The organism is Streptomyces angustmyceticus (assembly GCF_040701845.1).
Taxonomy (GTDB): Bacteria; Actinomycetota; Actinomycetes; order Streptomycetales; family Streptomycetaceae; genus Streptomyces; species Streptomyces angustmyceticus_A.
Window position 1 is genome coordinate 260,327 of record NZ_JBFBHQ010000008.1, and the last position, 21,648, is coordinate 281,974.

Consider the following 21,648-nt stretch of genomic DNA (forward strand, 5'->3'; position numbering starts at 1 on the left):
GCACCCGCCACGCGCCCTGACGCCGTAGGCCCCCACACCCGCCCAAGAAACCAAGGAAGCCGGCCATGCCCCCGTCCACCCGACGCAGCCGCCGTACCCGTGTCCTCGTCGGCGCCGCCGTCGCCCTCCTCGCCGCGGCCTCCGTCGTGGCGTACGAGAGCGTCACCTCGCCCACCTTCGGCCTCGACGCCGCACCGGGGGCCGGGTCCGCCGCATGTGCCCGGATCGCCGGCGGCTACCCCGACGAGATCGCCGGCGCGGGCCGCACGTCCACCGACGTGGAGGGCGCCGCCGTCTGGGGAGACGGCGCGGTCATCGTGCGCTGCGGCCTGGACAAGCCCCTGCCCACCAAGGAGGCGTGCGCGCAGGTCGACGGCGTGGACTGGGTCTGGCGCACGTCCCCGGACGACGACGGCAGGACGCTCCTGGTCACCTACGGCCGCGCCCCGGCGGTCGAAGTGCACATCGACACCCGTCGTGCGGCCCCCGACGCGGTCCTGATCGACCTGAGCCGGCTCGTCAAGCCCCTCCGCCAGGACCACAGGTGCCTCAGCCGGGACGACGTCGCCCCGCCGCCGAGTCCCGGCTCCCCGAAGGCGATGCCGCGCCACGACCACGACGCCCCTCACGAGCACGGCGACCGCCACCCTCACGACGCCCGCGCCGCCCTGGCACCCGGCCGGGGCGGCGTCGTGCGGTGAGGGGATCACCGGCATGGTCGACCATCATGGCGTCCGGGCGCCGTACGCGCCGTCGGGGCGGCGTCGTGGGGACCCGTCCGGCGCGGCTCGTCCGGGAGTTGAGGGTCCGGCTCGGCTTGTTCCGTGGGCACGGTGCGCGACCGGCGGAGAGCGACGCGCCGTCGGCGGCCCGGGCGGATGCGGTCGTCGAGCACGGCGGCCGGAGGCGGCCCGGGCGGGTGCGTGCGGAGAGCCGGGACGCGCCGGTCGAGTATCCGGCATGAACCTCGCGGAGATATCCGGCGAGGGCCGCCATCCGGTGCTTGCCGAGGACGGGGTCGTCCACGGCGCGGTGCCACGCCGCTCGGCTGCCGCCCCCGGCGACCGCGCGCGGCCAGGAGGCTTCCCCTACGCCCCCGCCCGCACCCGCCGCTCCGTGGTGGCGATGGTTGCCGAGCCGACCACCCGGCTGCCGTCGTAGAGGACGATGGCCTGGCCGGGGGCCACGCCGCGGACCGGTTCGGTGAACGTCACCTGGAGGTCGGTGCCGTCCACCAGCTCGGCGGTGACCTCGGTCTCGCCGCCGTGGGCGCGGAGCTGGGCCGTGTACGTGGCGGGGCCGGCCGTCGGGGGGCGGCCGCACCAGCGGGGGCGGATGGCGGTCAGGGCCGTGACGTCGAGGGCGTCGGCGGGGCCGACCGTGACGGTGTTGTCGACCGGGGAGATGTCGAGGACGTAGCGCGGCTTGCCGTCGGGGGCCGGGTGCCCGATGCGCAGGCCCTTGCGCTGGCCGATCGTGAAGCCGTACGCGCCCTCGTGGGCGCCCAGGACCGCGCCGGACTCGTCGACGATGTCGCCGGGGGCCGTGCCGAGCCGCTTGGCGAGGAAGCCCTGGGTGTCGCCGTCGGCGATGAAGCAGATGTCGTGGCTGTCCGGCTTCTTGGCGACGAACAGGCCGCGGCGGGCGGCCTCTTCGCGGATCTCCGCCTTGGTGGTGAGGGTGTCGCCGAGCGGGAACATGGCGTGCGCCAGCTGGCGGTCGTCGAGGACGCCGAGGACGTAGGACTGGTCCTTGGCCATGTCGGAGGCGCGGTGGAGCTCGCGGGTGCCGTCCTCGCGCAGGACGACCGTGGCGTAGTGGCCGGTGCACACGGCGTCGAAGCCCAGGGCCAGGGCCTTGTCCAGGAGCGCGGCGAACTTGATCTTCTCGTTGCAGCGCAGGCAGGGGTTCGGGGTGCGCCCGGCCTCGTACTCGGCGATGAAGTCGTCGACGACGTCCTCGCGGAAGCGTTCGGCGAGGTCCCAGACGTAGAAGGGGATGCCGATGACATCGGCGGCACGGCGGGCGTCGTGCGAGTCCTCGATGGTGCAGCATCCGCGGGCGCCGGTGCGGAAGGACTTCGGGTTCTCGGAAAGCGCGAGATGCACGCCCGTCACGTCATGGCCGGCCTCGGCGGCGCGGGCCGCGGCAACGGCGGAGTCGACACCGCCGGACATGGCGGCGAGTACGCGGAGGCGGCGGGGTGCGTCATCAGTCATAGCGAGTCCAGGGTAGACGGAACCGCCGACAGGGCGGAAAGCGTGATGCAGCGCATGGGGAAGAGGGACGGGAAACGGGACGGGGAAGCGCAGGCCGGGGGCCCGGGCGAGGGCCGCGGCGAAGGCGACGGCGGAGGCCGGGGGGCCGGGCGCGGGATCACCCGGCGGCGGGCGCTGTGGATCGGGGGCGGCGGGGCGGTGGCCGCCGGGGCCGTGGCGCTCGCGGCCGGGGGTGAGCCGGCGCGCTGGTGGTGGCGGCTGCCGGGGAACGAGAAGCCGCGCGAGGCGGGCGCGGTGGACTTCCGGGGCGCACAGTGGGTCGCGGCCTCACCGGCGAACTACCGGCGGGCGGACCGGCCGGCGGACTACGAGATCGACCGGGTGGTGATCCATGTCGTCCAGGGCAGCTACGCGACCGCGCTGGACGTCTTCCGGGACCCTGATCACGAGGCCGCCGCCCATTACGTGATCCGCAAGGACGGGCACGTCGCGCAGCTGATCCGCGAGCTGGACGTGGCGTTCCATGCGGGGAACCGCGGCTACAACGAGCGCAGCGTCGGCATCGAGCACGAGGGGTACGTGGACCGGCCGGAGTCGTTCACCGACGCCATGTACGCGTCGTCGGCGCGGCTGACGGCCGGGGTGTGCCGGCGCTACGGCTTCCCGGCCGACCGGGAGCACCTCGTGGGGCACAGCGAGGTGCCGGGGACGGACCACACCGATCCGGGGCGGCACTGGGACTGGGACCGGTACCTGGAACTCGTACGCGCCGAGCTGCGCAAGCCCGTACGGAAGCCGCCGCGGGAGCACCCGGCGGGCAGGGCCTGAGGGGAGCGCCGGCGCGGAGCCGGTGGTGCGGGCCCTGGGGCGGCACCGACCCCGCCGGCCCTCGGCCCCCGTCGGTCGAGCCCGGCCCTCGGCCGGTCCCGGGCCGCCCCGGCCCGGCTCCCTCAGCTCAGCCCGGCGCTCCGCGCCCGTTCCACGACCGGGCCGATGGCCTCTGCCAGCGCCGCGACGTCCTGTGCGGTGGAGGTGTGGCCCAGGGAGAACCGCAGGGTGCCGCGGGCCAGCTCCGGGGACATGCCGGTGGCCAGCAGGACGTGGCTGGGCTGGGCGACGCCGGCCGTGCAGGCGGAGCCCGTGGAGCAGGCGATGCCCTGGGCGTCCAGGAGGAGCAGCAGGGAGTCGCCCTCGCAGCCGGGGAAGGAGAAGTGGGCGTTGGCGGGCAGCCGGCCCGCGGGGTCCGGGTCGCCGCCGAGGACGGCGTCGGGGGCGGCGGCGAGCACGGCCTTGACCAGGTCGTCGCGGAGCGCGCCGATGTCGCGGGCGAAGTCCTCGCGGTGGGCGACGGCGTGCCGGCCGGCGGCGGCGAAGGCGGCGATGGCGGGGGTGTCGAGGGTGCCCGAGCGGACCTGCCGCTCCTGGCCGCCGCCGTGCAGCACCGGCACCGGGGCGTGCTCCCGGCCGAGCAGCAGCGCGCCGATGCCGTACGGGCCGCCGATCTTGTGGCCGGAGACGGTCATCGCGGCGAGCCCGGAGGCGGCGAAGTCGACCTCCAGCTGGCCGAACGCCTGCACCGCGTCGGCATGCAGCGGAACACCGAACTCCGCGGCGGCGTCGGCCAGTTCGCGCACCGGCTGGATGGTGCCGATCTCGTTGTTGGCCCACATGACCGTGGCGAGCGCGACATCGTCGGGGTCGCGGGCGAGGGCCTCGCGCAGCGCCTCGGCGTGCACCCGGCCGTGGGTGTCGACCGGCAGCCACTCGACGCGGGCGCCTTCGTGCTCGGCGAGCCACTCCACGGCGTCGAGAACGGCGTGGTGTTCGACGGGGCTGGCGAGGACGCGGGTCCGGGCCGGGTCGGCGGCCCGGCGCGACCAGTACAGGCCCTTGACCGCGAGGTTGTCGGCCTCGGTGCCGCCCGCGGTGAAGACGATCTCGCTGGGGCGGGCGCCGAGCGAGACCGCGAGGGACTCGCGCGCCTCCTCGACGGTACGCCGGGCACGCCGGCCGTCGGCGTGCAGCGAGGAAGCATTGCCGGTGACGGTCAGCTGGGCGGTCATCGCCTGCACCGCCTCCGGGAGCATCGGGGTGGTGGCGGCGTGGTCGAGGTAAACCATGGTGCGCACGATTCTACGAGCTGACGCGGCGGGCCCCGGGGGCGCATGCGCAGCGCGCGGGAGCGCCCTGCGCCGAGGCGCCGCCGGCCGCTCGCCCGGGGGTTCCGGCGGGCGGCTTCCCGGGTTCCGGCCGGTGGCTCCGCGCGCCACGACGGGCGGCCCCCGGGCTCCGGCACAAGCCCCCGACCCCGGCGTCCCCTTCTCCCGGCGCCTCGACCGCTTTGTCCCGAAGCCTCTCTCTCGACACCCCGGTAAGGAGTAACTAGCCTGACACTCATGACACAGTGGCTCTTGGACCGTACGTTCCGCGGCGCGTCGGGCGACGAGGTGCGGTGGGCCGTGCACGGGGCGGGCCGGGCGGACGCGCCGGCCGTGGTCCTGCTGCACGGGACGCCGTTCTCGTCGTACGTCTGGCGGGGCATCGCCCGCGCCCTCGCGGCGCGGCACCGGGTGTTCGTCTGGGACATGCCGGGCTACGGCGCCTCGGGGATGCGGGACGGGCAGGACGTCTCGCTCGGCGCACAGGCCCGGGTGTTCGGAGAGCTGCTGGCGCACTGGGAGTTGACCGGCGAGGAGGCCCGGCCGGCCGTCGTCGCGCACGACTTCGGCGGCGCCGTCGCCCTGCGGGCGCATCTGCTGCACGGTGCGCGCTACGCGCGGCTGGCGCTCGTCGACCCGGTGGCGCTGGCGCCCTGGGGCTCACCCGTCTACCGGCTGCTGGGCGCGCACCCCGAGGTGTTCGGACAGCTCCCGCCGGAGCTGCACCGCGCGCTGGTGCGGGAGTACGTGTCCTCCGCGAGCCATACGGGGCTGCACCCGGCCGTCCTCGACCGGCTGGCCGAGCCCTGGTGCACGGCCGGGGGGCAGCCGGCGTTCTACCGGCAGATCGCGCAGAACGACCAGCGGTTCACGGACGAGATCCAGGGGCTCTACGCCGGGATCGGGCTGCCGACGCTCATCTGCTGGGGTGCGCAGGACACCTGGATCCCGGTCGGGAAGGGGCATGAGCTGGCCGCCCGCATCCCGGGCTCCCGGCTCCGGGTCATCGAGGGCGCCGGCCATCTGGTGCAGGAGGACGCACCGGCCGAACTCGCGGCGGAACTGGCGGAGTTCCTGCAAACGGAACGGTAGGGCAGGTCCGCCGGCAGCCGGAGCCTTGCCCCGCCCTCCGGACCGAGCCGGCGGCCCGCATCCACGAACCGCCGCGGACCGGCACCGCGGAGCGGCCCCCTACCCCTGCAGCACCGCCCGCGCCAGCTGCCGCGACTGGGCGACCAGCCGGTCCTCGGAGTCCCAGACCTCCGCGTCCTCCTCCAGGAAACCGCCCGCGAGGTTGCGGGTGGTGATGGCGACCCGCAGCGGGCCGGGCGCCGGGCGGTGGCGGATGTGGGCGGTCAGCTCGACGGTGGGCACCCAGCCGAGCAGGCCCATCTCGAAGGCGGTGGGCGGCAGGGCGTCGACGGTCAGCAGGAGGGAGAGCGGGTCGGGCTCGCGGCCGTCGGCGAGGCCGAACCAGGCACGCATCTCGCCCTTGCCGGAGGGGGCGCCGACCGCCCAGCCGGCGGTCTCCGGGTCCAGCCGGAGGTCGAGCCGCTCGGTGATGGCGGTGCTGCCGGGGATGGTGGTGCCCCCGCCGGGGGCGTCGTTCGCGCCCAGGCAGTGCTCGTACGGCGGGATGGCCGGCGGCTTGGCGGTGGTGCGGACGTCGTCGGGCAGCGCGCCGAGGTCGCCGTACGCGGCGAGCACCCGCAGCCGCTCGACCTCGCTGCCGTCCTCGGCGAACTGGATGAGGCTGGCGGTGCCGGTGGACATCGTGCGGCCGGTGCGGACCACGTCGGTACGGATCACGGCGGGGCCGGGGACCGAGGCCGTCAGGTAGTGCGCGGTGACGGACAGCGGGTCGGGGTGCGGGAGGGCATCACCGAGGGCGCGGCCCATGAGGGCGAGGAGGTAGCCGCCGTTGACCGCCTGGATGATCGTCCAGCCGGCGGAGAGGTGTGCGTCGTAGACGCCGGGGGCGCGACGGGTGACCGCCGTGTCGCGGTCGAACTCGCTGTTGCCGTGGGTCACCAGAGCCATGGGTTGCACGCTACACCGGATAGTTACCGACTGGTAGTGTCAATTTCTGCGGCCTCGGGCGGAAGCGCTCGTTCCGCGCCTGCCATGATGTGCGCCATGCTTCACGTCCTCTACCTGGTCGGTGTCGCGGCCTTCGCGGCGAGCGGGGTGCTGGCCGCCTACCGCGCCAACATGGACCCCTTCGGCGGCCTGGTGCTCGCCTTCGCCGCGTCCATCTCCGGCGGCACGCTGCGCGATGTCATCCTCGACCGGCGGCCGCTGTACTGGACGCACGACTGGGTGCTGCTGACCGTGATCATCTGCGTCGGCGTCGGCACCATGATCTATCTGCGGTTCTGGCAGCTGCCGCACAAATCGCTGCTGGTGGTCGACGCGATCGGGCTGTCCGTGGTCACGGTGATCGGGGCCCGCGCCGCGATCGAGGCGGGCGCCACCCCGCTCGCCGTGATCATCCTGGCGGTGCTGACCGGGGTCGCCGGCGAGGTCATCCGCGATGTGCTGTGCGGGGAGTTCCCGCCGCTGCTGCTGCGGGAGGACGTCTACGCGATCGCCGCGCTGGCCGGCGGCTGCTGCTATCTGCTGCTGCACCACCTCGGCACCGGGGCCACCCCCGCCGCGGGGATCTCGGCGGGGGTGGTGTTCGCACTGCGGATGGGGGCGGTCTACCTCGGGCTGCACCTGCCGCGCCCGCAGCAGCTCCGCAGCCGGCGCGGACCGCAGGACTCCGCCTGACCGAGGCGGCCGCGCCGGTCAGCTTGCCGGCGGCGCCGGCTTGCTGTCCGTCTTCAGCCAGGTGTCGAAGAGGCCGTCCAGCTGCTTCCCGGAGATCTTCTCGGCGAGCGCGATGAACTGGGCGGTGTCCGCGTTGCCGTAGCGGTGCGCGGCGGTCCAGGCCGGCAGGAGCCGGAAGAACGCGGGGTCGCCGATGCGCTCGCGCAGCGCCTGGAGCGTCATCGCGCCCCGGGTGTAGACGGCCTGGGCGAACATGGTGTCCCGCTGCGGGTCGGCGACCTTCACCCGCCAGAAGGCATCGCTCGCCGGCCGGGCGTCGTACGCCTTGCGGAAGGCGTCATGGGCGCTGAGGGTGCCGCGGTGCTCGGCCCACAGCCACTGCGCATAGCTGGCGAATCCCTCGTTGAGCCAGATGTCCTTCCACTGCCGGACGGAGACCGAGTCGCCGAACCACTGGTGCGCCAGCTCGTGGACGATGGTCGTCTCGTTGCGCACGGCCGAGTAGGCGGGCTTGGACTGCACCTCCAGCGAGAAGCCGGCCTGGGGCATGTCGTCGACGATCGCCCCGGTCTCCTCGAAGGGGTACGGGCCGAAGATCTTCGACCAGTAGTCGGTGGCCTCGGCGGTGACGCCGTAGACGTCGACGGCGCCGGTGGGCAGGGTCGGGTCGGTGGCCACATAGATGGGCGTGCCGCCGGGGGTGGTGCCCGTGCGGACATCGAACCGGCCGACGGTGGCGGTGGCCAGGTACGTCGCCATCGGGCGGCTCTCGCGCCAGTGCGCGTACGAGCGGCCGTGCGCCTCGCCGGAGCTGATCAGGCGCCCGTTGGAGACGCCGGTCAGGCCCTTGGGGGCGTCGATGCGGATGTCGTAGGTCGCCTTGTCGCCGGGGTGGTCGCTGGAGGGGAACCACGTCGAGGCGGCGTTCGGCTCGCAGGCGACGAAGACGCCGTCCTTGGTCTTCATCCAGCCGTAGTCGGAGCCGAAGACGATCGGGCCGCTCAGTGCCTGGGGGACGCCGTGGTAGGCGACGGTGACGGTGAACTTCCTGCCGTGGCGCAGCGGGAAGGCGGGGCGGACGGATATCTCGTCGCCGGATCTGGTGACATGGGCCCGCCGGCCGTTCACCCGGACCGAGTCGACCGTGAGTTTTTGCAGGTCGAGGTCGAAGGCGGAGAGGTTCTGGGTGGCGCGGGCGGTGAGCGTGGTACGGCCGTCGAGCCGGCCGCTGCCGGGGTGGTAGCTGACGCCGAGGTCGTAGTGCAGGGCGTCGAAGCCGCCGTTGCCCAGTCGGGGGAAGTACGGGTCACCGACGCCCGGCGCGCCGGGGGAAGCGCCGGGGGCGGCGGCGATGGTGGCGGCCGAGGCCACCGCGGTGGCCAGCGCGAGCCAGCGGGAGCTGCGACGTGCGGAACGGGAGAGTGCCATGAGCCATCCCTTCGGACACACGAATGAAGTTCGCCTCAAGATCGAACAACCGTGCCGACTCTGCACTCTCCCGCCGCGTTCCACCCAGGACTTTGCCAAGTCCCAAGCATTACTTGCCGGTTGCCCCGTCACCGCCCGCCGGGGCGGCACTCTCCGGGCCTGCCGCCTGCGCGGTGCCCTCCGCGTTCTCCGGGTGGTGGCAGGCCACCTGGTGTCCCGTCCGCAGCGCGACCAGCGGCGGCTCGGTGCCGGCGCACACCTCGGTCGCCTTCCAGCAGCGGGTGCGGAACCGGCAGCCGGAGGGCGGGTTGATCGGCGAGGGCACATCGCCCTTGAGCAGGATCCGGTCGCGCTGGGTGCGCCGCTTGGGGTCGGGCACCGGCACCGCGGACAGCAGCGCCTTGGTGTACGGGTGCATCGGCGACTCGTAGAGCCCCTTGCGGTCCGCCAACTCCACGATCTTGCCGAGGTACATCACCGCGATCCGGTCCGACACATGCCGGATGACCGAGAGGTCGTGGGCGATGATGACGTAGGTCAGGCCCAGCTCGTCCTGGAGGTCGTCCATGAGGTTGACGACCTGGGCCTGGATCGACACGTCCAGCGCGGAGACCGGCTCGTCGGCGACCACCAGCTTGGGCTTGAGCGCCAGCGCGCGGGCGATGCCGATGCGCTGCCGCTGGCCGCCGGAGAACTCGTGCGGATAGCGGTTGTAGTGCTCCGGGCTCAGGCCCACCAGCTCCAGCAGCCGCTGCACCTCCTTCTTCACCCCGCCCTCGGGCTCGACGCCCTGGAGCCGGAACGGGGTGGAGACGATCCCGCCGATGGTGTGCCGCGGGTTCAGCGAACCGTACGGGTCCTGGAAGATCATCTGGACGTCCCGGCGCATCGGCCGCAGCCGGCCCGGGGACAGGTGGGTGATGTCCTTGCCCTGGAACTCGATGGAGCCGCCGGTCGGCTCGTCGAGACGGGTGATCAGCCGGCCCATCGTCGACTTGCCGCAGCCGGACTCGCCGACGATGCCCAGGGTCTCCCCCGGCCGGACGTCGAAGTCGATGCCGTCGACCGCCTGCACCGCCCCGACCTGCCGCTTGAGCAGGCCCTTGGTGATCGGGAAATGCCGGACCAGACCGCGGACCCGCAGCAGCGGCTCGACGGCGGCGGCGGTCTCCCCGGCGGGCTCCGCGGGGGTGTCCGCCGTCTTCTGGAGCGGAATCTTCTTGTTCTGGTCGTCAGTCGTGTCGGTCACAGCTTCGGCGCAATCTCTTCGGTCCAGATACGCTCCCGCTCCTCCTGCGACATGTGGCAGGCGGAGAAGTGCCCGCCGCCGGCCTCGCGCAGTTCGGGGCGGACCGTACGGGTGAGGTTGTCCTTGGGCACGTCCGCGTACGGGCAACGGGGGTTGAAGGCGCAGCCGGACGGGACGTTGATCAGGCTGGGCGGGGAGCCCTTCACCGGGATCAGCCGGTCCGTCTGGTCGCGGTCGATGCGCGGCATGGAGCCGAGCAGACCCCAGGTGTAGGGGTGCTGGGGCTCGTAGAAGACCTTCTCCGCCGGGCCGCGCTCGACGCACCGTCCGCCGTACATCACCAGCAGGTCGTCGGCGAGCTCGGCGACCACACCGAGGTCGTGGGTGATGATGATGACCGCCGAGCCGAACTCCTTCTGCAGATCGCGGATCAGGTCCAGGATCTGCGCCTGGACGGTGACGTCCAGGGCGGTGGTCGGCTCGTCCGCGATCAACAGTTCCGGGTTGTTGACCAGCGCCATCGCGATCATGGCGCGCTGGCGCATGCCCCCGGAGAACTGGTGCGGATGGTCGTCCACCCGCTTGTCGGGCTGCGGGATGCCGACCCGGTCGAGCATCTCGACGGCCCGCTTGCGCGCGGTCTTCTTGTCCACGTCGTGGTGGACGCGGTACGCCTCCACGATCTGGCTGCCGACCGAGTAGAAGGGGTGCAGCGCGGACAGCGGATCCTGGAAGATCATCGCCATCTCGCGGCCGCGCAGCCGGCGCACCTCGTCCGGGTCGGCGGAGACCAGCTCCTTGCCGTCCAGCCAGATCTCGCCGGACATGCTCACCTTGCTGCGCTGCTGGCGCGAGGCGCGGTGCAGGCCCATCACGGCGAGCGAGGTCACGGACTTGCCGGAGCCGGACTCGCCGACGATGCCGAGCGTCTTGCCCTTCTCCAGGGAGAAGTTCAGGCCGTCGACCGACTTCACGAGTCCGTCGTCGGTGTTGAAGTGCACCTTCAGGTCGCGCACTTCGAGGAAGGCGGAGGGGGACCGGGTGCCGGCCGCGGCGGGCTCGTCCACGGCGGCCGCGGTCCTGTCCTCGGAGGAGTCGGTCACGAGAGCCTCACCCGCGGGTCGACGGCGGCGTACAGAACGTCCACCACCAGATTGCACATGACGATGAAGAACGCGGCGAGCAAGGTGACGCCGAGGATGTTCGGGAGGTCGTTGGCGTTGATCGCCTCGACGGCGAAGGCGCCGACTCCCTTGAGCGAGAAGACCTGTTCGGTGATCAGGGCGCCACCGAGCAGCAGGCCCAGGTCCATGCCGAAGACCGTGATGATCGGGGTGAGCGCGGCCCGCAGACCGTGCCGGACGACCACCTTGCGCTCGCGCAGGCCCTTGGCACGGGCCGTACGGATGTAGTCCTCGCTGAGCGTCTCGAGCATGCCCGCCCGGGTGAGCCGGGCGTAGAGCGCGGAGTAGAGGAAGGCCAGGGTCACCCAGGGCAGGACCAGGGTCCGGGCCCACAGGAACGGGTCCTCCATCAGCGGCACGTAGTCGCTGCGTTCGAAGATCGGCCACTGGTAGGTGAACAGGGCCAGCGCCAGGGCGCCGGTGAAGAACATCGGGAGGGAGACGCCGGCCAGCGCGACGCCCATGGCCATCCGGTCGAAGAACGAGCCGGGGCGCAGGGCGGAGAGCACACCGGTGGCGACACCGGAGACGACCCACAGCACGGCCGCGCCGGCGGCCAGCGAGAGGGTCACCGGAAGCCGGTTCTGGATCTCCGGCCAGACCTCGATATGGGTTTTGAAGGAGTAACCGAAGCACGGCACATGGCACTTGGCCGCTTCCGGACCGAATTTGTAGTCGACGCCGACGAAAATGCCCTTGAGGAAGTCCCAGTACTGCTCGTACACGGGCTTGTCCAGGCCGAGATTCTTCTTGACCGCGGCGATGTCCGCGGGCGTGGGGGCCTTACCGATGTACTGCTGGGCAAGCTGGTCGGTGCTCTGCCCGGCCAGTTTCGGCAGCAGGAAGAAGATGCCGAAAGTGACCGCGCTGACGATCAGCAGCAGGATCACTGCGCTGATCAACCTGCGGATGATGTACGAGAACACGGGGATGCGGCGTCGGCGCCGCGGGCCGGTTCACCACCGGCCCGCGGACACCAATGCCTTCACCTGCCTTCCAGGGCTGCTACTTCTTGACGCCGATGTTGAGGTAGTCGTACTGACCGCTGAAGGCCGAGGTGGAGACCAGGTTGGTGGCCTTCGGCGAGCGGTACATCAGGACCTTGAAGTAGGTGAGCGGGACCAGCGCCGCCTGCTCCATCGTCTTCTTGTCGATCTCGGCGTACGCCTTCTCGCGGGCCGCCTTGTCGGTGTCGGCGATGGCGGTGTCGAGCAGCTTGTTGATCTCCGGGTCGTCCAGCTCCGACAGGTTGGTGTTGCCGGACTGGCTGATCGCCTTGCCGTTCAGGATCTGCTGCAGGTAGCCGTAGCCGGTCGGGAAGTCCGAGCCCCACTGCATCATGATCAGGCCGACGTTGTTCTTCTTGTTGAACTTCGGCACACCGGCGTAGTCCGAGAAGTACTTGCTGGTCGGGTACGACTGGATCTTGGCGTTGACGCCGATCTTCTTCAGCGAGTCGATGACCGAGGTGGCCGCGTCGACCTCGTCCTGGCGGTCGTTGCGGGCCAGGATGGTGGTCGTGGTCTTGCCGGCGCCGCACTTGGCCCAGTGCTTCTTGGCCTCGGTCAGGTCCAGCTTGTCGCCGTCGTACTTCTGCGGGTACAGGTCGTACTTCTGGTAGCCGTCGATGTCGGTGGGCAGGACCGTGGAGGCCAGTTCACCGCGGATCGGGCCGCCGAGCGAGGTCTGCACGGCCTTCTTGTCGATGGCGTACTCGACGGCCTTGCGGCACTCGATGTTGTCGAACGGCTTCACCTTGGTGTTGATCGCCGTGTAGACGAGGCGCTGGCCGAGGGTGTTGTCGGTGTTGCCCTTCTCCTTGGGGTCGGTCAGGAGCTGGGCCTGCGTCTGCCCGTCGACACCGCGGCCGGCCAGGTCCACCAGGGTGTTGCCGGACTGGAGGTCCTTGTCGATCGTCGACTGGGCGACCTTCAGGTTCAGGACGATCTTGTCCGGCAGCTGCTTGCGCAGCGGGTCGGTCTTCGCGGACCACTGCGGGTTGCGGACCAGGGTGAGCTTCTTGCCCTCCTGGTAGCTCTCGAACTTGTACGAGCCGGTGGACAGCACGGACTTGGTGTAGTCCGCGCCCTTGTCCTTGGCCTGCGGGACCGGAGCGGTCTGCGGGGCGCTGACCAGGTAGTCGAACTCGGCGAACGGCTTCTTGAGGTGGAAGACGATCGTCTGGTCGTCCGGCGTCTCGATGGACTTCAGACCGGCCTTGCTCTTGTCCTTGTAGGGACCCTTGTAGCCGCCGTCGTTGTCCTTGAGGAACTGCTGGAAGTAGTTCGGGCCCAGCGAGAGGGTGTCACGCGCGAAGTTGCTGCGCTCGACCGCGTACTTGACGTCCTGCGAGGTGACCGTGGAGCCGTCGTCGTACTTGACGCCCTTGCGGAGCTTGTACGTCCAGGTCTTGCCGCCGTCGCTGGGCTTGCCCATCGACTCGGCGAGGTCCGGGGTCAGCTCGTTGCCCTTGGCGCCGGGGCCCGGCTTGAAGGTGGTGAGCGGGCGCGCGTAGAGGCGGCTGAAGTTGTAGATGAAGGCGTAGTACGTGTTGCCCGGGTCGAACGACTCGGGGGCGTCGCTGATCGCGTAGGTGACCGTGCCGCCCTTCGCGTCCGAGGCGTTGACGATGCCCTTGGTGGCGGCGTTCGCCTCGCCCGAGCCCTCCGAGGAGCCCTTGCCCCCGCTGCAGCCGGCCAGCAAAAGGCCCGCACTGGTGATGGCCGCGACAGCCGCGACCGGAACTGACCTTCGCATGATGGTCGGTGTCCCCTTCGTTCGTCGAAAACGTCAATCCTCGAAATGCGGAAACGCAGTAACGCGGAAGTGCAGGAACGCGGTGGGCGCCGAAGCGGGCGCCGGCAGCACCGTCAGCGGCTGCGCGGGTCCAGCGCGTCCCTCAGTCCGTCACCGAGCAGGTTGAACGCGAGCACGGTGACGAAGATCGCGAGGCCGGGGACGATCATGTATTGGGGATCGACCTCGTAGTACTTGACCGCCTGGTTGAGCATGCCGCCCCAGGACGCCTGGGGCGGCTGGATACCGACGCCCAGGAAGCTCAGCGCCGCCTCGAAGAGGATGTTGGAGGGGATCAGCAGCGTCGAGTAGACGATGATCGGCCCCACCAGGTTGGGCAGCAGCTCCCGGAAGAGGATGAACGGCCCGCGCGCTCCCATGCCGCGGGCCGCGTCCACGAACTCGCGCTCGCGCAGCGACAGGGTCTGCGCGCGCACGATCCGGCCCATGTACGGCCAGTTGAAGAAGCCGATCACGAAGATCAGCACCGAGATGTGCAGCGGCAGGCCCTCCATGCCGAAGGCCCCGCCCTGCAGCGAGGCGGAGATCGCGATGGCGAACAGCAGCAGCGGGAAGGCCAGGAAGACGTCCATCATCCGGCTGATGAAGGCGTCCACCCGTCCGCGGTAGAACCCGGCGACCACACCGAGCACGGTGCCGATGGCCACCGACAGCAGCGTCGCGCCGAACGCCACGATCAGCGACACCCAGGAGCCCTCCAGGATCCGGGCGAGCAGATCACGCCCGAACTTCGGGTCCACGCCCAGGGGGTGGTCCCCGCTCATGCCGCCGAGGTCGCCCTTGGGGAGCGTGGTGTTGGGGTCGATCAGCGACTGGTTCGGGCTGTTCGGGTCCAGCCCCAGCAGGGCCTGGATCGGCCGGGACAGCGCCGCGACGGCGATCAGCAGGATGACAACGATGGCACCGGCCACCGCGACCTTGTCGCGCCGGAAGCGCAGCCATGCGATCTGACCGAGCGAACGCCCCTCGATCCGCTTTCCCTCGACGCCCTTCAGCACCGCTTCCGGCTGCGCCTCAGCAGCCGCCCCGGTGGTCTCGATCGGTGCGGTCACAGTGCCCCTTGACCCCTCTCGGCCGGCGGTGGCCGGCCCCCTGCCCGCCGCGGATTGCGGCCTGGTTCACATCACTGGTGCAAGTTCGGTGCAAGTCCTGCGGGCATCGCGGAAGTTCGCACTGTGGAAGATCCAGAGGCTCGCGCGACGCCGTACGGGGATGACGCTCGTACAAAGGACCGAGGCCCTGTTGTTTCCGGAGTCTTCATCCCTTTCTCGATCAGTCACCAGTCCTGGCGGGGAAAGGATGCGCAACTGTGATGTGCTCCGCGGCATTCCGTTATACGGACAGGAGTTCGGTCTGAGCGGAGCGATCTTCCGCGGGAGGGGTCCTCAACCGCGGGGCATGCAGGGGGATTTCACCACAGGACCGGCGTCCGGCCGGCACTCCCGGACGCCGGGGCGGGCCGTCAGTAGGGGCGCGGGTAGCCGTAGCCGTACGACGGCGCGGGGGCCGGCTGGCCGGGCGGCTGGACGTAGCCGTCACGGTCGAAGAAGGGGCGCGCGGACGCCCGCATCCACATGCCGACCGGGTCGTACTCGTCGTTCATCGCGACCGTGGAGACGGGCAGACCGTCCGGCACCGCACCGATCGACTGCTGGATCATCAACCGCACCGAATCCACCGCTTGTTGGCCGGTGTCGTACAGATCCAGACCGATCGCCAGATAAGGGGCACCGAGCGCCGGCTGCACCCAGGCCCGGCGCAGCGACCGGACGGCGGGCGTCCGGTGGGCATTCTGGGCGAGCAACGCATAGAACTGCGGGATGTCGATGACCGGTTCCGAGATCCGCAGCGGACCGGCGGGCAGCCGGTCCAGACCTCCGGCGATCCGGCGCAGGTCCAGCCACGGGATGCCGACGCCGCCGCCGGGGGCGTGCGGATTCAGCCACAGGCCCCAGCGGTCGGGGAAGAGCGCGGCGGCGATCTCCGGCCCGGTGACGACCTCGTGGTCGCGGTTCCAGCCGGAGGCGGCGAGTTCGGGCGCCGAGGTCACGCACGGTGCGTAGCCGAGGCCCTCGACCTCCATGTTTCCGTACTGCGCGTCGGGCATGCCGGCCCGGCCGTGCCACAGCAGCATCCAGACCTGGCCCGCGGCGAGCGCGTGCAGCAGCGCCTCATAGGCGTCGTAACGGCCGGGCGAGACCTGCTGGAGCAGCTGCTCCAGCGCTCCGGCCGCCGCCGGCCCCTGATGCGCACCCGCGCTCACGTGGTCCGTCCCTTCTGTCAGCAGGGCACGTGTGGGTGCGCCCGCCCCGTCATCCGTCCAGCTTACGAGTGGTCCCGGGCGTAGAAGGGCCGCACACGCTCCAGCATCCAGCCGCCGACCGGGTCGCCCTGGGCGAGGTCGAGCATGACGAGCTGTACGGGCCAGGGCACCGGTACGACACCGAGCGCACGTCCGAGGGCTGACAGTACCGCCTCGCGGGCGGTGCCGTCGTGCAGTGCCGCGGGGTCGGCGGCGAGCTGGACACCGATGAACAGCGCGGGCGTGTCGCCCTCGACACTTGCCAGGGCACGCCGGGCAGTCAGGACAATTCCGGCGGCGGAGAACTCCAGTCCGGCGGCGGCCAGGAAGTCCACCGGTTCGTCCTGCCAGTCCGGCTCGAAGAGCCGCACCCGGCCGCCGCTGGGCACTCCGGCCGCCTCATGGCGCTCCCGGCACAGTTCGGCCACCGCGGGCGGCGGCAGCGGGGCACCTATCGTGCCGTCGGGGTTGACCGCGATGCCGATGTGCGGCGGCAGTCCGCGGGCGAACTCCCGGGCCGGGGCGACGGTGAAGGACATATGCGAGCCGACCGCCCGCAGGAACTCCTGCTCGGAGCTGTAGACCGGGACATAGGCCGCACCGTCGAGCTCGACGGTCGGCAGGTCGAGGCCGCGGGCGCCCGGGCCCGCGCTCTCCGGGCCGCCGCCGTTGGGCAGCGGCACCCACACCCGGCTGCGGCCCAGCACCTCGACGATCCGGCCGCCGGCGCCCGGGTGCCCGACCGAAGCGGCCAGCACCTCTTCGAGCTCGTTCGCCGGCCACGCCAGCTGCGGTATCCCCTGTTCCGGCAATGTCATGTGTATCCACCCGTTCCAAACCGCGCCATCTGGCCAAAGACCCTAGACGAGAAGGCGCGCCGGGGAACCCGCGGGGCAAGGTCCGGTCCGCTCAGTCGAAGCGCACCGTCTCCAGCGCGCCCGCCGCCCGCCGGTCGAGCAGCACCGCCGAGCCGACCCCCTTCGGCAGCCGCGCCGACTCCGCCGCGCGGACCAGCCGGCCCACGGCCCTGCGGTGGCGCGCGAAGGCGTACCCCGACACCCCGCGCCCGCGCGACTCCTGGCCGGAGCGGGCCACCTCGGGCGGCACGTCGAGCAGCACCAGATGCAGCCCGCGGCCGCCGCGCACCGCCGACCGCGCGATCCAGCCGCGCACCCACGCCAGGGTGCCGCAGTCGTGCACCACCACGCTCTCGCCGGAGCGCAGCGCACGGCCCAGCGTCAGGTAGTGGGCGGCGCGGACCAGCGGGCGGTAGAGCGCGTACGGCAGCCGGCGCAGCCTGCCGTGCTCCCAGCGCTCGCGGACGTCCTGCGAATCGATGCGGTGCACCGCGGCACCGTGGGCGTCCAGCGGCGGCACGACGCGGTGCATGAGGGTGCTCTTCCCGCTGCCCGGCAGGCCGGAGACCACCACCAGGTCGCCGGCGGGGAAGCGCAGCTCGGCGGCGCCCGCCGGCCGCCCCTGGCCCCGCAGGTCCACGATGACGGCGCCGCGCCCCGGCCGGACGGCGGGCCGCGGCGCCCGCCCGGCCCGGGGCACGACGGCGGGCGGCGCCGCCGGCACGACGGCCGGAGGCACGACCCCGGAAGTGGCCCCGAATGCCGCTTCACTGTGCACGCGATCGTCCTCCCCGTCCGGTTCTGCTCCGGTTCGAGTCCGTCCCCTACCCGCAGAGTGTCAAGAAAAGGTAATGCCCATCAAGGCGATTGTCCGATCCGCCCACGTCACGGGCGGGGCGGCGGCCGGGGCTCCTCTATCGGGCGATCCCGTGTAATGATGTGGCCGCCACGTGCACATCACAGCTCACCCGTGCACCGCCAACTCCATACCGGCCGCTTGAACCCGCGCGGGAGAGTCCCCGGCCGCCATGGCGGGGCGCCGAAGGAGCAAGTCCTCCCTTGAATCTCTCAGGCCCCTATACCGCGCGGGCTAGGCAGATCTGAAAAGCGAGCCGCTGCCCGGCGTACGGGGCGGCTCCACCCAAGGTGCAAACCGGGTCCGTTCGCGGGATCCCGGTGAACCTCTCAGGTTCCGATGACAGATGGGGAGAATGTCCTCTCACCCATGCCTGGGAGCCCAGAACCATGACTGATGCCCCCCGCCGTACCGCGCTGGACGCGACGCATCGCGCGCTCGGCGCCACCATGACCGACTTCGCCGGCTGGGACATGCCGCTGCGCTACAGCAGCGAGCGCGACGAGCATGTCGCCGTCCGCACCCGCGCCGGCCTCTTCGACCTCTCCCACATGGGCGAGATCACCGTCACCGGCCCGCAGGCCGCCGACCTCCTCGACTACGCGCTGGTGGGCAACATCGGCGGCGTGAAGACCGGCCGCGCCCGCTACACCATGATCTGCGAGGCCGAGGGCGGCATCCTCGACGACCTGATCGTCTACCGCCTCGCCGAGCAGGAGTACATGGTCGTCGCCAACGCCTCCAACGCCCAGGTGGTGCTGGACGCGCTGACCGCGCGGGCGGGCGGCTTCGACGCCGCGATCCGCGACGACCGGGACGCCTACGCGCTGCTCGCGGTGCAGGGCCCGGAGTCCCCCGGCATCCTCAAGCAGGTCACCGACGCCGACCTGGACGGCCTGAAGTACTACGCGGGCCTGCCCGGCACCGTCGCCGGCGTCGAGGCGCTGATCGCCCGTACCGGCTACACCGGCGAGGACGGCTTCGAGCTGTTCGTCCGCCCGGCCGACGCGGTCGCCCTCTGGGAGGCGCTGGCCGAGGCCGGCAAGGACGCCGGCCTGGTGCCGTGCGGCCTGTCCTGCCGGGACACCCTGCGCCTGGAGGCGGGCATGCCGCTGTACGGGCACGAGCTGACGACCGCGACCACCCCGTTCGACGCGGGCCTGGGCCGGGTCGTGAAGTTCGAGAAGACGACCAACGACGGCGACTTCGTCGGCCGTGCCGCGCTGGCGGCCGCCGCCGAGCGCGCCGAGGCGAACCCGCCGCGCAAGCTGGTCGGCCTGATCGCCGAGGGCCGCCGGGTGCCGCGCGCCGGCTACCCGGTCGTCTCGGCCGACGGCACGGTCATCGGCGAGGTCACCTCCGGGGCCCCCTCCCCCACGCTCGGCAAGCCCGTCGCCATCGCCTATGTCGACGCCGCCTACGCCACACCGGGCACCGAGGGTGTCTGCGTGGACATCCGTGGAAGCCATGAGCCGTACGAGGTCACCGCGCTGCCGTTCTACAAGCGGCAGAAGTAAGGGCTCACGGCGGCAGACACGGCCGCGGCGCGCCCGCGCGTCGCACCGTGCACGAACCTCCCCCGGCTCCGCCAGGGGCGACCCCCTTCACGATCACACCCTCGCGTACAGGAGAATCGAGCCATGAGCAACCCCCAGCAGCTGCGCTACAGCAAGGAGCACGAGTGGCTGTCGGGCGCCGAGGACGGCGTCTCGACGGTCGGCATCACCGAGCACGCGGCCAACGCGCTCGGCGACGTCGTCTACGTGCAGCTCCCCGAGGTCGGTGCCACCGTCGCGGCGGGCGAGACCTGCGGCGAGCTGGAGTCGACCAAGTCGGTCAGCGATCTCTACTCGCCCGTCGACGGTGAGATCACCGAGATCAACGAGGACGTCGTCAACGATCCCTCGCTGGTGAACTCCGCCCCGTTCGAGGGCGGGTGGCTGTTCAAGGTGAAGATCAGCGGTGAGCCGGGCGAGCTGCTCTCGGCCGACGAGTACGCCGCCTTCATCACCGGCTGAGCCGTCCGGCTCCCCCCGACGCCACCGCCGTCGGGAAAGCCCCCCGGACTCCGTCCGGTGGACCCCATCGCGCCCCTGACTCCCCCAGGAAAGACTCATGTCGCTTCTGAACAGCTCCCTCCATGAGCTCGACCCCGATGTCGCCGCCGCCGTCGACGCCGAACTCCACCGCCAGCAGTCCACCCTCGAGATGATCGCGTCGGAGAACTTCGCCCCGCTCGCCGTCATGGAGGCGCAGGGCTCCGTCCTCACCAACAAGTACGCCGAGGGCTACCCCGGCCGCCGCTACTACGGCGGCTGCGAGCACGTCGATGTCGTCGAGCAGATCGCCATCGACCGCATCAAGGCCCTCTTCGGCGCCGAGGCCGCGAACGTCCAGCCGCACTCCGGCGCCCAGGCCAACGCCGCCGCCATGTTCGCCCTGATCAAGCCGGGCGACACCATCCTGGGCCTCAACCTCGCCCACGGCGGTCACCTGACCCACGGCATGAAGATCAACTTCAGCGGCAAGCTCTACAACGTGGTGCCGTACCACGTCGACGAGAAGACCAACCTCGTCGACATGGAGGAGGTCGAGCGCCTCGCCAAGGAGCACCGCCCCAAGCTGATCGTCGCCGGCTGGTCCGCCTACCCCCGCCAGCTCGACTTCGCGGCGTTCCGCCGGATCGCCGACGAGGTGGGCGCCTACCTCATGGTCGACATGGCGCACTTCGCCGGCCTGGTCGCGGCGGGGCTGCACCCCAACCCGGTGCCGCACGCCCACGTGGTGACCACCACCACCCACAAGACCCTCGGCGGCCCCCGCGGCGGTGTGATCCTGTCCACCCAGGAGCTCGCCAAGAAGATCAACTCCGCGGTCTTCCCCGGCCAGCAGGGCGGTCCGCTGGAGCACGTCATCGCGGCCAAGGCCGTCTCCTTCAAGGTCGCCGCGTCCGACGACTTCAAGGAGCGCCAGCAGCGCACCCTCGACGGCGCCCGGATCCTGGCCGAGCGCCTGGTCCAGGACGACGTCAAGCAGCACGGCGTCTCCGTCCTGTCCGGCGGCACCGACGTCCACCTCGTCCTCGTCGACCTGCGCGACAGCGAGCTGGACGGCCAGCAGGCCGAGGACCGCCTCCACGAGGTCGGGATCACCGTCAACCGCAACGCGATCCCCAACGACCCCCGGCCCCCGATGGTGACCTCCGGCCTGCGCATCGGCACCCCCGCGCTCGCCACCCGCGGCTTCGGGGCCGAGGACTTCCGCGAGGTCGCCGACATCATCGCCGAGGCCCTCAAGCCCGCCTACGACGCCGAAGCCCTCAAGGCCCGCGTCACCGCGCTGGCGGGCAAGTTCCCGCTGTACCCGTCCCTGTGACGCGTCTCCCGCGCTGAACCCGCTGCCCGCCGACCGGCGGGCGGCGGGTGCACGAGCGGTGGCCCGGGGCGGACCGTCCCGGGCCCGCGGCCCGTACACCCGCTCATCCCCCCTCTTCCCCGCCCCCACGGTGCCTTCCGGTGCTTTTGCGGATGCATGACCGCGGCGACGGAGGGCAGCAGCCCTTCCACGGCCCGCGGGATTCCGGCCGGGCCCGTTCCACAACACCAGAGCCGGACAGCGTGCCCGCACGGGCCGCGGCCCGTGCGGGGCCCGGCATCCCCCGATCTGCGTTTCCACGACGCCACCGACCGTTGCCCCCGGCGACGGGCAGCCGACGGTTTCCGTCCGGCGGCACCGCCCCGGGACCGCGTTACGCTCGACCAACGGCGCAGAAACGTACCTCTCGCACCATTGCTCCACCGTCCAC

General features: G+C 71.7%; 19 protein-coding genes and 1 riboswitch. Of the genes, 7 read left to right on the forward strand and 12 right to left on the reverse strand.

Features of this window, described 5'->3' with window-relative positions; genetic code table 11:
- Window positions 1-65 precede the first annotated feature (65 nt).
- The gene (locus AB0411_RS20555; protein WP_366418698.1) at window positions 66-701 is read left to right on the forward strand and encodes a DUF3515 family protein; all 636 of its coding nucleotides are present in this window, start codon (window positions 66-68) and stop codon (window positions 699-701) included.
- A 387-nt stretch (window positions 702-1,088) separates the two neighbouring features.
- Here the strand turns inward: AB0411_RS20555 and mnmA are convergent, their stop codons facing one another.
- Window positions 1,089-2,219, reverse strand: coding sequence for a tRNA 2-thiouridine(34) synthase MnmA (gene mnmA / locus AB0411_RS20560; protein WP_366418699.1), 1,131 nt, complete (start codon window positions 2,217-2,219; stop codon window positions 1,089-1,091).
- Between the two features lie 54 nt (window positions 2,220-2,273).
- Between mnmA and AB0411_RS20565 the strand changes: the two genes are divergently transcribed.
- Window positions 2,274-3,047, forward strand: coding sequence for an N-acetylmuramoyl-L-alanine amidase (locus AB0411_RS20565; protein WP_437042725.1), 774 nt, complete (start codon window positions 2,274-2,276; stop codon window positions 3,045-3,047).
- A 122-nt stretch (window positions 3,048-3,169) separates the two neighbouring features.
- Here AB0411_RS20565 and AB0411_RS20570 read toward each other — a convergent pair whose 3' ends face one another.
- Window positions 3,170-4,339 carry a cysteine desulfurase family protein gene (locus AB0411_RS20570; protein WP_366418701.1) on the reverse strand — a complete coding sequence of 390 codons (1,170 nt, stop codon included), beginning with the start codon at window positions 4,337-4,339 and terminating at the stop codon, window positions 3,170-3,172.
- Between the two features lie 276 nt (window positions 4,340-4,615).
- Between AB0411_RS20570 and AB0411_RS20575 the strand changes: the two genes are divergently transcribed.
- Complete coding sequence (locus AB0411_RS20575) at window positions 4,616-5,470, forward strand: alpha/beta fold hydrolase (protein ID WP_366418702.1); 855 nt, start codon at window positions 4,616-4,618, stop codon at window positions 5,468-5,470.
- Between the two features lie 99 nt (window positions 5,471-5,569).
- On the opposite strand, the gene AB0411_RS20580 is transcribed toward AB0411_RS20575, so the two are convergent.
- Complete coding sequence (locus AB0411_RS20580) at window positions 5,570-6,418, reverse strand: thioesterase family protein (protein ID WP_366418703.1); 849 nt, start codon at window positions 6,416-6,418, stop codon at window positions 5,570-5,572.
- 96 nt (window positions 6,419-6,514) lie between these two features.
- On the opposite strand from AB0411_RS20580, the gene AB0411_RS20585 reads away from it, so the two are divergent.
- Entirely contained in the window at window positions 6,515-7,150 is a 636-nt protein-coding gene (locus tag AB0411_RS20585; protein ID WP_366418704.1) for a trimeric intracellular cation channel family protein, read from the forward strand.
- An 18-nt stretch (window positions 7,151-7,168) separates the two neighbouring features.
- Here the strand turns inward: AB0411_RS20585 and AB0411_RS20590 are convergent, their stop codons facing one another.
- The 9 genes from AB0411_RS20590 to AB0411_RS20630 form a co-directional block, all read right to left on the reverse strand.
- Window positions 7,169-8,578 carry a M1 family metallopeptidase gene (locus tag AB0411_RS20590; RefSeq protein ID WP_366418705.1) on the reverse strand — a complete coding sequence of 470 codons (1,410 nt, stop codon included), beginning with the start codon at window positions 8,576-8,578 and terminating at the stop codon, window positions 7,169-7,171.
- Window positions 8,579-8,687: 109 nt separating this feature from the next.
- Window positions 8,688-9,794, reverse strand: a complete 1,107-nt coding sequence (locus AB0411_RS20595) for an ABC transporter ATP-binding protein (protein WP_403149921.1) — start codon at window positions 9,792-9,794, stop codon at window positions 8,688-8,690.
- Window positions 9,795-9,823: 29 nt separating this feature from the next.
- Window positions 9,824-10,930, reverse strand: a complete 1,107-nt coding sequence (locus tag AB0411_RS20600) for an ABC transporter ATP-binding protein (protein WP_366418707.1) — start codon at window positions 10,928-10,930, stop codon at window positions 9,824-9,826.
- On the reverse strand, window positions 10,927-11,937 hold the full coding sequence (locus AB0411_RS20605; protein ID WP_086720525.1) for an ABC transporter permease: 1,011 nt from the start codon (window positions 11,935-11,937) through the stop codon (window positions 10,927-10,929). The genes AB0411_RS20600 and AB0411_RS20605 overlap by 4 nt, the downstream gene beginning before the upstream one ends.
- Window positions 11,938-12,016: 79 nt before the next feature.
- Window positions 12,017-13,768, reverse strand: a complete 1,752-nt coding sequence (locus AB0411_RS20610; protein WP_366418708.1) for an ABC transporter substrate-binding protein — start codon at window positions 13,766-13,768, stop codon at window positions 12,017-12,019.
- Window positions 13,769-13,881: 113 nt separating this feature from the next.
- Entirely contained in the window at window positions 13,882-14,880 is a 999-nt protein-coding gene (locus tag AB0411_RS20615) for an ABC transporter permease (RefSeq protein WP_366418709.1), read from the reverse strand.
- 410 nt (window positions 14,881-15,290) lie between these two features.
- The gene (locus AB0411_RS20620) at window positions 15,291-16,091 is read right to left on the reverse strand and encodes an enhanced serine sensitivity protein SseB C-terminal domain-containing protein (protein ID WP_366418710.1); all 801 of its coding nucleotides are present in this window, start codon (window positions 16,089-16,091) and stop codon (window positions 15,291-15,293) included.
- 62 nt (window positions 16,092-16,153) lie between these two features.
- Window positions 16,154-16,948 carry an enhanced serine sensitivity protein SseB gene (locus AB0411_RS20625; protein WP_366418711.1) on the reverse strand — a complete coding sequence of 265 codons (795 nt, stop codon included), beginning with the start codon at window positions 16,946-16,948 and terminating at the stop codon, window positions 16,154-16,156.
- Between the two features lie 91 nt (window positions 16,949-17,039).
- Window positions 17,040-17,765 carry an AAA family ATPase gene (locus tag AB0411_RS20630; protein WP_403149882.1) on the reverse strand — a complete coding sequence of 242 codons (726 nt, stop codon included), beginning with the start codon at window positions 17,763-17,765 and terminating at the stop codon, window positions 17,040-17,042.
- Window positions 17,766-17,985: 220 nt separating this feature from the next.
- A riboswitch (glycine riboswitch) is annotated at window positions 17,986-18,081 on the forward strand.
- 151 nt (window positions 18,082-18,232) lie between these two features.
- Between AB0411_RS20630 and gcvT the strand changes: the two genes are divergently transcribed.
- From gcvT to glyA, 3 genes are all read left to right on the forward strand, one after another.
- Window positions 18,233-19,360, forward strand: a complete 1,128-nt coding sequence (gene gcvT / locus AB0411_RS20635) for a glycine cleavage system aminomethyltransferase GcvT (protein ID WP_366418712.1) — start codon at window positions 18,233-18,235, stop codon at window positions 19,358-19,360.
- Between the two features lie 123 nt (window positions 19,361-19,483).
- Window positions 19,484-19,861: a glycine cleavage system protein GcvH gene (gene gcvH / locus AB0411_RS20640; protein ID WP_366418713.1), complete on the forward strand. Its 378-nt coding sequence runs from the start codon at window positions 19,484-19,486 to the stop codon at window positions 19,859-19,861.
- Window positions 19,862-19,958: 97 nt separating this feature from the next.
- On the forward strand, window positions 19,959-21,218 hold the full coding sequence (gene glyA / locus AB0411_RS20645) for a serine hydroxymethyltransferase (RefSeq protein WP_366418714.1): 1,260 nt from the start codon (window positions 19,959-19,961) through the stop codon (window positions 21,216-21,218).
- Window positions 21,219-21,648 lie beyond the last annotated feature (430 nt).